Genomic DNA, 12052 nt, shown 5'->3' with positions numbered 1-12052 from the left:
TTAAAATAAGAGCATTAAATATCATATCTCCCTAGTTCCACATTTCCCATTAGAACTAGCTTACAAAGACGCACTAATTATTTCAGTATAAATAAAGGATCTCCTTCGCGTTACTCACGCATCTATCCATTTCACTTCATCTATAGTGGTAGAGCATAAATTAAACACCATAAAAAGCCACCCCACTCACTATTAAGCAGCTCTATACAGAAATTTATAAAACTTTAGGATTTGTTTTTTATACAATAACCTAGAAAATATTTTTTCAAGGAATTACAAGGCAGTTTACAACAGAAAAAACTTTTCAGAATTTTAAGTGTAAAATAGACCAATCTAATTTTCTACAATCTTGGTTTAACTTTAAACAAAATTAATTGGAATAAATAGTAGAAAATCAATTAAAATGGAAAAGCCTGCGAAAAATCGAATAGACGACTACAATCAGTCTATTACCAGTACGCCGCTCACACCACTACACTACCCTTTTGGTAATCTTTGTGCGTTGCAATGGTTTGGTTGCTTACCCGAATAAATAGGCCTCTGTATACCGTTTCTGCTTGGTCTATCCTGAGCGAAGTCGAAGGGTCTGTACCGACTTTTGTCGTCTCGCTTTCTTCAGAGGTAACTTCACAATTGCCGCCCTTGCCACTTACTAATGCTTCTAGGCGTTACCCCAGCGCATAAGGGACTTGCAACCCTCTAGTCTAATTACTTACTCTGCAGTAAGTTAAAGATGCCCATACTGGGTACTCATACGGTGTTTGAAATCATAGCACCCTAAGGAATGCTACGCTTCATATACTAAACTATGTGCCTTAACGAATATTAACTTAGACAACAGCTTCCCTTCTCTTATTCAACTTTGCATATTGAAATTATAAAATAAATGATAAAATACATATTTATTTCTAACCGATTGTTTAGTTTTGTGTTGTATTATAGAAACAATGGCAAGAAAAAAAGAATATAACGAAGATGAAGTAGTTGAAAAAGCAATGAACCTTTTTTGGAGAAATGGCTACGAAACAACCTCTATGCAAATGCTCGAAAAAGAAATGGGTATTAACAAATTTTCTATATATGCTAGTTTTGGAAATAAACAAGGACTTTTTCTTGAAAGCCTAAAATACTACAAGATTAAAGCAAGTGCTTCACTTGAAAAATTTAAAAATGCAGAAAATGGAGTGGAAGCTATTAAACAATTTTTTAATGATTCAGTTAATCCTGAATACAAAGAAAACAACCAAAAAGGTTGCTTCGTAACCAATACATATAACGCGTTTTCTGAAAGTGAAGATTTAATAATAAAAGAACAAATGGCTGCTTTTATGACTAATCTAAAAGCCTTATTCATTGCAAAGTTAGCAATGGATTCTAAAAAGGATAAAGATACCGTATTGAAACAAGCTAATTATTTATTGTTGGCAAAGCACGGTTTAGCTGCTGCTGCTAGAGTAAATACTCAAAAAGAGATTAAAGACTATATTGAAATGGTATTTAAAAACGTATAAAAAAAATTACACAATATCTAAACGATTATTTAGATAAAACATTTAAGAAAGTATTAACAGAACTAATCGGTAAAAATGAAAACAACTATTCTAACAAGCATCATTTTAAGTTGCATATTCTTATCATGCAAAAATGATAAGACAACAAATCAAGAAGAGGAAACTGCTATAACATTTAAAAACAAAGGGCACGAACTGGTTTATAAAATGGTACAGGAAGTAGGAAACTACACTAGTCTTTACAACAAAAAAGATGTAGTCTACACCTACACATACCAAACTCCAGATACTAAAGCTGATATTTCGACAGAGAAATACATTTTTGATGGAGAGTTATCTTATGGAAACTATAAACAACATGAGAGAACATTGCCTCAACTTGAAGGAGTAATAGAACAAGGGTTTGACGGAAATGAGTTTTGGATAAAACACAACGGTAAAATAATTACAGATAAAACCGCTTTAAAAAGGGTTGCTTTTAATAGACCTACCAATTTTTATTGGTTTACTATGATGCAAAAATTATTGGATCCGGGATTAAATTATGAACATCTTGGAGAAGAAACAATAGATAATAAAACCTATGATTTAGTAAAAATCACGTTTAACACTATTAATGAAAAGCCTACTGACATCTACCATCTTTACATCAATAAAGAAACATTATTAGTCGATCAATTTCTTTTTACTGTTGCTGACTTTGGAAAAATGGAAATTCCAAATTTAATGAAGCTTGAGTATGAAGAAATAGAAGGTATGTTATTACCAACAAAACGGAAGTACAAAAAATCTACTTGGAATGCCGCTGTAGATAGTACTGAATGGATCAAGGTAACTTGGTCGGATATTAAATTCAATAATGGATTAACAAAAGAAGATTTTAAAAAAGAGAGCGGTATGCAAAACAATAACAGAACATCCCTTAAATCAAAATTGGATGAAAAGAAAGAAAATTTTGAACTTAAAGCAGATGACAATAAAAAAAGAGCCTATAAAGAAGGTCAAGAGTCTGTTGAGAAAAGTGGAATCGTTAGCTCAGCAAAACAAGTAGGTGAAAAAGCTCCAAATTTCACGCTAAATAATGCACTGGGACAGCCTGTAGAACTGAATAATTATTTAAAAAAAGGTAATGTAGTTTTGACTTGGTATAGAGGTGGTTGGTGCCCATATTGTAATATCACATTACACGAATTACAACAAGAATTACCAAACTTTAAAGCAAATGGGGCTACATTAATTGCCTTAACACCAGAATTACCTGACAAATCAATTAGTACAGCAGAAAAACATGATTTAGAATTTGAAGTTCTAAGTGACCTTGGGAATAAAATTGCCAAGGAATATGGAATCGTATTTAAACTCACAGATGAAGTTGCAGAAATGTACAATAAATCATTTGATATGAACGGCTACAATGGTGACAAATCAAATGAGCTACCTTTAGCAGCAACATACATCATAAACAAAAGTGGAGAAATTATTTATGCTTTTTTAGATGCCGATTACCGCAACAGAGCAGAGCCTTCAGAAATAACTGCTTTTCTCAAGAAAAATTAGTGAAATTAATGAAGTGGAGACTGGCTACAATCGAGTAGACGACTGTAAATAAAATAATTACTAGTACACCGCTCACACCACCGCACTACGCTTTTGGTATGTTTTGTGCGGTGCAATGGCGTGCTTGCTTACCCGAATAAATAGGCCTCTGTATACGGTTTCTGCTTAGTCTATCCTGAGCGAAGTCGAAGGGATCAGTACCGAGTGTTGTAGTCTCTCTTCCTTCAGAGCTACTTCACAGTTACCGCCCTTGCCACTTACTAATGCTTCTAGGCGTTACCCCAGCGCATAAGGGACTTGCGTTTAATTACTTACTCTGCAGTAAGTTAAAGATGCCCATACTGGGCACACACCGTCTAAACTTTATTACTGCTTTTAGCTCACTTGGGAAATTCCTCTGGAATTTCGACGTTCGTGTTTAATTTACTAAATTCACTACTTAAACAACACAACAAAACTTATACATCAACGTTAGCTTTAATGCGGGAAAAATAACAGTATTTAAAGAACTGTTATTAATTAAACCCCATTCTCTTTAAACTCATTCCTCTGACCAATAACAAAATGTCCTATTTATAAATTATGCCTTATGAGTAAAAGTTTACTTGAGTATTTATTAAATAGATTAATTTATTGACTTACGTCAAATAGTTTGGCTTGAAACAATATTAGTTTTGCTAATCTAAAAATTAAAAATAATTAAAAATGGAATTAGCAGAATTAGATACGATACAATCGACTAGTACCGAAAGTCAGGAACAGTTAGAAAAAGCATTAATACATCTTCGAAATGGAAATGGAGTTATCTTAATTGATGATAAAGACAGAGAAAATGAAGGTGATTTGGTATTCTCGGCTCATAACATGACCAATAATCACATGGCACTTATGATTAGAAAATGTAGTGGTATTGTTTGCCTTTGTTTAACAAATGAAAAAGCCGATTCTCTTGATTTGCCTTATATGGTAAAGGAGAACACAAGTAGTTATCAAACTCCATTCACTGTGACAATAGAAGCAAAAGATGGTGTGACTACAGGGGTTTCTGCCAAGGATAGATTGACAACCATTCAAGCTGCGAGCAATGAAAAAGCTAAAAGTAGTGATTTGGCAAAACCAGGTCATATATTTCCATTGAGAGCTAATGACAAAGGTGTTCTAGGAAGAAAAGGCCATACAGAAGGTAGTATAGATTTAATGAAACTAGCAGGCTTACAACCAGAAGCAGTACTGTGCGAATTAATGAATGATGACGGAACAATGGCAAAAACGGATACAATCATAGAATTTGCAAAGACATATAATTTAATGGTCTTATCAATACAGGATATTATCCATTATCGAAAATTTGTTAGAGACTATAAATAAATGACAAATAATATCGAACTCACTAATTTCATAAAAAAGAATATTACTATTGAAGATGAAGATTTGAAAATCGTGTTGTCTTATTTTAAAACAATAAAAAAAAGTAAAAATGAGATTTTACTTTCTACTGGAAAAATTAGTCAGGTTAGTTATTTCGTAAAAAAAGGTTGTCTAAGATTATTTTTCATAGATGATAATGGTAAAGACGTTACCCGTTATATTGCATTTGAAAATCAATTTGCTACAGAACTGGTTAGTTTTATAACTAATGAACCTGCCCAAGAAACAATTCAAGTTATTGAAAATAGCGAACTTCTTTACATTAGTCACGATGACTTTAGGCATCTTATGCAAATTATTCCCAAATGGAAGGATTTTTATAATATATATTTAGAAAAAGCCTATGTAAATAATTCAAAGAGATTAATGTCTTTTACTACTTTAAATGCTTCAGAAAGATATAATCAGTTATTTAAAATAAACCCAAATATTGTTAAACGGTTACCAAACAAAATAGTAGCTTCTTATATAAATATATCACAAGAAACATTAAGTAGAATAAAATCTAAAATCTGACAATAAAATATAAAAGTTATAAAATATGAAATACGCATTATTACTCGGATTATTCGTACTACAATTCACGGGTTATTCACAATCGCATGCTGAAACCTCCAATTCTGAAAAAGCTAATGACAAGATGTTGCTAACAATCTTCCTTAAACATGATCAAAGCTTGACTTTGAATGAGGTTGAAGAGATAAGAATGGATCAAGGGTTTTATGAAAATCTTCCTCCAGAAGGTGTTTCTGTAGTTAATTGGTTTGTGGTTATGGGACTTGGCCAAGTGGCTATATTAGAACTTCCTGCTTCAAAATTATCAGCTGTAAATTTAGAAATTGAAAGAACTGCATGGAAGGCTTTTACAACAGAAATGTATGCAACTTACAATTTGTATCCTATTATAGAACATAAGTTAAAAAATAAGGCAAAGGTAGTGCTTGATTCCAAACCCAGCTCTGAAAAAGCTAATGACAAGTTGTTATTAACCATCTTTCTTAAACATGATCAAAGCATGAATTTAAATGAGATTGAAAAAATTAAAACCGATCAAGGGTTTTATGAAAATCTTCCACCAGAAGGTACTTCTGTAGTTAATTGGTTTGTAGTTATGGGGCTTGGTCAAGTAGTTGTATTAGAACTTCCTGCGTCAAAACTATCCGCTGTAAATTTGGCAATTGAAAGAACCGCATGGAAAGCTTTTACTACAGAAATTTATCCTACCTACAACCTATACCCAATCATAGAAAATAAATTAAAAAATAAGTCAAAAGTAAATTACTAGAATTTTAATGATAATCAGCAGTCAAACAAACTTAATATAAGCTTTGGGTTACACAGTATAAAAACAAAAGTAATTATGGCGATTTACGCAATTGGAGATATACATGGCAGTATAAACGCATTAAAAACTATTTTTCAACATGGTTTGATAAAGGAAGATGATAAAGTAGTTTTTCTTGGAGATTACGTTGATAAGGGAGCTGATAGCAAAGGTGTTATTGATTGGTTAATTGAAAAAAGTAAAACATTCGACTTCAAATTTATTCTTGGCAATCATGAAATAATGATGACACGTGCCAAATCTTCAACTGAAATATTTGAGTATTGGCTAGAAGATTATGGAGGATCACTTACATTAAACTCATATAAAATTGGTGATAACCAAAATTGGATGAATCAGATAGATAAATCGCATTGGAACTTTATTAATTCTTGCTTGCCCTATTTAGAAATTGGAGAATTTATATTCGTACATGCAGGACTTGAAGAAAACAAGCGTTTAGAGGAACAGAATGAGCATGATTTATTTTTCAAGAAATTTGAAGCACCTCTAATATATGATCCAATAAAAACTGTGATTTGCGGACATACTGCTCGAAAAAACGGAAAAATAGCAAATTTTAAACATACCATTTGCATAGATACTTATGCACACGGAGGTATGTGGTTAACATGTTTGAATGTTGAAACAGGCGAATTTTTAAAAGCAAATAACAAAGGACAAATAGAAAAAGGAAAATTAAAAAGAATGCACTTTGTCCCTTAAATTGAATTTAGCTAGTTTACGGAAATGTTCACTCAAACTCTTAATAAAAAGGAAAATTACTCCATCGAAATTTTGAGCAAGTTTGCGGAAATTTAAAAAAAGAATTTGATTATAATCTAAAAGACACTCAAAGCTAACTTAAGATGTATATAAAAATAAAAAAATAGGCGAAATAGTGCTAAATCCAAGGCTTGTGGCTCGTATCAAACTTTGTACTTAACCGAAAGTTTTGTGCTTGCAAATCGCCTACTTTTCATATACTAACCGTTAGCGGTTATTGAAAAACAAACATCCTACATAATATGAAATAGATAAAAAAGGCAACGTGAACTGTTCAACCTCAATTAAAAGTTCATATTAATAGTCTGGACTCAAAAAAAAAGTATAACGAAAAAATTAAAAGTATTTATTATGAGTAAATTAAAAATTATAGCTACAATTATTGTTAAACCCGAATTTAAGGAAGATGTCTTAAATATGCTACAAACCGTTACTGATGCCACACGAAAAGAGGAAGGTAATATCTCGTATATATTGCATCAAGATATTAATAACAGCTCAAAGATCATAATTTTGGAAGAATGGAAATCTCAGGAAGCGATCGACTTTCATAATCAAACAGAGCATTTTGTAATATTAAAGACCGAACTTGGAAAAAAGGCCGATAGTTTAACGATAGATATAATAACGGAGTCTTATTAAATTTAAAATTTTATACAAAATGAAACGTTCAATTTTAATAGTACTGTGTTTTGCAGTATCTTTTTTAGCAAACGCACAATCAAATTCTAAACTGTACACGTACAAGCAGTTTGGTAACAAGTATGTTGTAAGTATTCAAAACCATGCTGAGATTACAAAAGCAATCACTGCGTTTGTTGAAGAACATAATATAAAAGCAGGAACAATTTCAGGTCTTGGTGCTGTAAGTGAAGCTACTTTACGATTTTTTGATCCAGCGACTAAAGAATTTGTAGATAAAACTTTCACCGAACAAATGGAAATCACCAACTTAACAGGCAATATATCTCAACAAAATGATAACCACTACATACACATGCATGTAACACTTGGACGTAACGATTACACGGCATTAGCGGGACACTTGCTTACAGCCAAAATTAATGGAGCTGGAGAATTTGTTATAGAAAGTTTTGATGGAACCGTTAATCGCTATTATGATGAGAACATTGGTCTAAACTTGTACAATTTTTAGAAGCATAAAAAAGAAGACAGGTAATAAACATAGACAAATTGCTGCATTCATAGCCTTGGGAAATGTACAACTTCAATTAAAATTTCATATAAATGCAGGAATGAATATCGGACTAACAAAAGAAAATATTACGTTATTAATGACTGTGTATTCAGGAAAAAACAACAAACCGTTAATCGAGTAGACGGCTCCTCTCCTAAATAGGAACGGAGTGCGCCTCTCACACCACCATACGTACGGGTCTCGTATACCGTTTCTGCTTGGTCTATCCTGAGCGAAGTCGAAGGGATCAGTACCGAGTGTTGTAGTCTCTCTTCCTTCAGAGCTACTTCACAGTTACCGCCCTTGCCACTTACTAATGCTTCTAGGCGTTACCCCAGCGCATAAGGGCCTTGCAACCCTCTAGTTTAATTACTTACTCTGCAGTAAGTTAAAGATGCCCATACTGGGCACACACCATATATAAAAAATTACATAGTTTTAGCCTACTTACGAAAATCCTAGCAGATCTTCTATTCAGTTTTCCTTTACTAATTTAGTTGCTAGCTAACACAACTAAACGTTCACAACTCGTTGGTTTTAATTTAAATCAATCCCTTTTACGCAAACTTAATCAGACGTATTTGCATCATTAAAAACTTTAAAGACTACATATAAGTATACTTTTACATTAATTTACATACTTATATGTATAAATATCTTAGCAAATGAGAATCAAGAAAAAATTACGCCTACAACAGCTGGTCCAAAAATGGGTTAATTTTAAGGTTAAGGGAATTAGAAAGAATACTTCAAGTTTCAGCTTAAGTCCTCGTTAATAATTATCAACTTGTAAAAAAATTAATAAAGTAATCTTTAAAAACAAACCTCGCCAGAAGATATGTCATCTAAAAATAATGGGATATGCTTAGGTCTACACTCCCCAACTTATGTTAGATAAAACAGTTTTAACCATAGGAATTTTAGCGCATGTAGATGCAGGGAAGACCTCAATTACCGAGTGTCTGCTGCACCATTCAGGGACAACTAAATCTCTGGGTAGTGTCGATAAAGGTTCAGCCATTACTGATGGTTTAACTATGGAAAAAAGTAGAGGGATTTCCATCAAAGCGTCATCCGTTAATTTCTCTTGGGAGGATAGTTTAGTCCAGTTGGTAGATACCCCAGGGCATATTGATTTTTCCGCTGAAGTTGATCGATCTCTTTCGATATTGGATGGTGTAATACTAGTGGTTTCTGCCAAGGAAGGCGTTCAAGCCCATACCCTTAACCTTTGGGAGAGCTTAATCGAGCGAAAACTACCTGTTATCATTTTCTTTAATAAAATAGATAGGGCTGGCGTAGATGTAGAACACGTTTTTTTAGATTTTCAAAAAGACTTAGGCGCTAAGCTTTTCGCTTTGAATTATCCGGATGTATCTAATATAGATAATCCCAAATTGTTATCGTTTACAAATTGTAGTAATCATACAGACTCAAAGATCCTTGAAAAATCACTGGAGAATCTAGCAGAATGCGACGAGACTTTTCTCGCGCAATATCTGGAAGGAGAAACCTCTGATTTGGGACAAGTTTTAAAGAAAGGAAAACAAAATATAAAAACTGGAGGACTTTATGGTGCGCTTTTCGGTAGTGCCAAATTAGGCCTAGGCATAGAGGAATTATTAAACAGTATTTTAACGTTCATCCCCCAACCTAAAAGCGACTACTCAACTGCCGCTGCAAAAGTTTTTAAAGTAACCTTCCATGAAAAAAAAGGAAAGTTAGCCTACCTAAAAGTGTATGGAGGCACGCTAAAAAGCAAAGACGTCATTCGATCTCAACGGCTGGATAAAGGGATTAAAATAAATCAGATTTTTAAAACAATCCTTGGCGATTTAGTCCAATGTTCTGAATTACATCATGGAGAGATAGGCGTTGTTACCACTTCTGATAGTATACTTTCTGGGGATATTTTAGGTTCTGAAAACCTAAATGATCACTATTCGAAAATTAGTAAGGCTGTACTAGGCGTGCAAGTGATAGCAAAGGACGTAAAAAAGTATCAAAAATTGGGGGAAGCTTTAGAGATCCTTAATATTGAAGATCCGATATTAGATTTTAAATGGTTTAAGGAAGAAAAAGAGTTTCACTTAAAAATTTTGGGGCCTATTCAAACTGAGGTTCTGAAAGAAAATTTAATACAAAGATGGGCGATTGAAGCAGAATTCCAAAAACCCAAAGTAATTTATAAAGAAACGCCCTCTAAGTCAGCAGAAGGCTATGTGCGTTACTGGATGCCTAAGCCATGCTGGGCCATTATGACATTCTTGATAGAACCAGCACCACTGGGTAGTGGCATTTCATTTACTTCGAACGTAAGAACGAGTGACATAAGCAACAAGTATATTAATGAGGTCAAGCGAGCCATTCCTTGGTCTCTGAGACAAGGCATTCTTGGTTATGAAGTCACTGATTTATCCATTACCCTTATAGCAGGAACGGAACACACCGTTCATTCAAACCCCGGCGATTTTTTATTAGCGACACCAATGGGCGTGCTCAAAGCATTAGAAAATGCCGGAACAGATCTTTTAGAACCCATGTATGCCTTTGAAATAAAAGCCAGTCAGGATTTGTTAGGGCCCATTTCTAGCGATTTAAACCAAATGAATGCGCAGATAGATGCTCCTGTTTTCGATAATGATTTTTTTATCTTACGTGGCAGAGTTTCAGTCGCTGCTGCCATGAGTTATTCTATAAAATTTAATGCTACGACCTCTGGGAAAGGCCGTCTTAAACTAGTGCTGGATGGCTATAAAAAAACCAGTATTACTGAAGACAAAATAAGGAGCTACAAAGGCGTTTCACCTCTAGATGAATCTCAATGGATACTACACATGCGGGGCGCCTTTAAAGCAGATGACCGGAAATCTAAATAAAAATGCTTGCTGATTTCCCCTTGTGCTAATTGCTTTGGTAATAGACCATAATCTAAAGTAAAATCAGTAGCATCTCTATGTAACCTGCAGTTAAGTAAATCGTAACCTAGAGCTAATCTATAATCTCCCAAAGGGTTTCTAATAAAGAACAGTTTGAGAAATTGGCGTCGCCAATAGAGAACAAATAATTAAAAAATATGAATTTAAATAATGTAATAAATTCGATAGTGTAAGTTCGTGTATACTCCTCAAGTAAATTAATACTTTTCACGTCATTTTAGCAGCCAAACTACAAAAAAACGCTAAACTTTTATGAGATAGAGACCTATGCGGTGACTACTATAAACAACCTCTTCCATCCCCTTATAGACACCAAAAAGTTCCAATTATTATCGTTGTCTCCGTCTCCAAAAAACAAAACCACAACAGAGTTATAAACCGTAGGTTACGGTTGTATTTTTCAATCCTTTGGTTGTCCTATTTTTTTATTTTTAGGAATATTAAACGGCTATTTAATTATCTAGTTTACTATTAGTCGCACGAAAAAAAGAATATTTTTAGAGCTTCATTTTCTATATTTTACTTCTTGCATAGTGATAGAAAATAACGTAAACATTAAAAAAAGGCACCCCACCGCATTCACTATTATGTAGCACTGTGCAAAATTTGTAAAACTTTATGATTTATTTTGTTTAACAATATTTCCAAATAGTTAAACATTTTGTATCTTTATAGAATAACCTAGAAAAGATTTTTTCAAGGAAAAATAAATTTAATAGAAATTATGTTCGGATTATTCAAAAAGAAATCAGAGAAAGAAAAGTTGCAATTACAGTATGAAAAACTTTTAAAGGAAGCCCATACCCTATCGACGTCTAATAGAAAGATGAGCGATCAAAAAACGTTTGAAGCGGAAGAGGTTATAAAACAACTTGAAAAACTGAGCTAAGATAATACTAGGACTATGGTAAAAGATACAAAACCAGATAATGTCGTTTTTAATACAGAAACGCAAAAGTATGATGCGTCACTGCGGCCTTATGCCACTTCTGTTGGCGCTCCAGTAATTACTACGACAGATACGATGGCCTGGAAAAACAGAAGTATTAATAAAATAAACCATAAGGTAAAAGGAAAATATACAGAGCTTAAAGCTGAGTATGATAAAATGATGCAAGAGTTTGAATACAATACGCTTATTTTTAATGCAAAATTCACTTTTGAACCCATTATCGGGCATATATACCATTTATATAAAAGAGACAATGGAGAGTCCTTTCTTTCCATTATAGCACCAGAGCAATGCCACTTTAATCCAATAGGTAGTTTTTATTTGAATGCAGACCTAATTTGGGAAAAAATATAACGG

11 protein-coding genes are annotated in these 12052 nt (G+C 33.3%); all 11 read left to right on the top strand.

What is annotated here, in order from left to right; all coding sequences use genetic code 11:
- The first annotated feature begins 947 nt into the window (after positions 1–947).
- Positions 948–1511: a TetR/AcrR family transcriptional regulator gene (locus ES677_RS03755; RefSeq protein ID WP_148369694.1), complete on the top strand. Its 564-nt coding sequence runs from the start codon at positions 948–950 to the stop codon at positions 1509–1511.
- 75 nt (positions 1512–1586) lie between these two features.
- Entirely contained in the window at positions 1587–3068 is a 1482-nt protein-coding gene (locus tag ES677_RS15620) for a peroxiredoxin-like family protein (RefSeq protein WP_246124361.1), read from the top strand.
- Positions 3069–3773: 705 nt separating this feature from the next.
- Entirely contained in the window at positions 3774–4436 is a 663-nt protein-coding gene (ribB, locus tag ES677_RS03740; protein ID WP_148369693.1) for a 3,4-dihydroxy-2-butanone-4-phosphate synthase, read from the top strand.
- Positions 4437–5012: a Crp/Fnr family transcriptional regulator gene (locus tag ES677_RS03735; protein WP_148369692.1), complete on the top strand. Its 576-nt coding sequence runs from the start codon at positions 4437–4439 to the stop codon at positions 5010–5012.
- Between the two features lie 25 nt (positions 5013–5037).
- Entirely contained in the window at positions 5038–5781 is a 744-nt protein-coding gene (locus ES677_RS15485; RefSeq protein ID WP_211357859.1) for a hypothetical protein, read from the top strand.
- 75 nt (positions 5782–5856) lie between these two features.
- Entirely contained in the window at positions 5857–6546 is a 690-nt protein-coding gene (locus ES677_RS03720) for a metallophosphoesterase family protein (protein ID WP_148369691.1), read from the top strand.
- A 411-nt stretch (positions 6547–6957) separates the two neighbouring features.
- On the top strand, positions 6958–7248 hold the full coding sequence (locus tag ES677_RS03715) for a putative quinol monooxygenase (protein ID WP_148380472.1): 291 nt from the start codon (positions 6958–6960) through the stop codon (positions 7246–7248).
- Positions 7249–7267: 19 nt separating this feature from the next.
- Entirely contained in the window at positions 7268–7762 is a 495-nt protein-coding gene (locus tag ES677_RS03710; protein ID WP_148369690.1) for a PPC domain-containing DNA-binding protein, read from the top strand.
- A gap of 929 nt (positions 7763–8691) precedes the next feature.
- Positions 8692–10683, top strand: a complete 1992-nt coding sequence (locus tag ES677_RS03705; protein WP_148369689.1) for an elongation factor G — start codon at positions 8692–8694, stop codon at positions 10681–10683.
- 784 nt (positions 10684–11467) lie between these two features.
- Positions 11468–11632 (top strand): Lacal_2735 family protein, encoded by a 165-nt coding sequence (locus ES677_RS03700; protein ID WP_148369688.1) that lies wholly within the window; start codon positions 11468–11470, stop codon positions 11630–11632.
- Between the two features lie 15 nt (positions 11633–11647).
- Positions 11648–12049 carry a DUF2452 domain-containing protein gene (locus ES677_RS03695; protein WP_148369687.1) on the top strand — a complete coding sequence of 134 codons (402 nt, stop codon included), beginning with the start codon at positions 11648–11650 and terminating at the stop codon, positions 12047–12049.
- Positions 12050–12052 lie beyond the last annotated feature (3 nt).

Source organism: Bizionia gelidisalsuginis (assembly GCF_008086185.1).
Lineage (GTDB): Bacteria > Bacteroidota > Bacteroidia > Flavobacteriales > Flavobacteriaceae > Bizionia > Bizionia saleffrena.
This window is presented reverse-complemented; position numbering and strand designations above follow the sequence as displayed.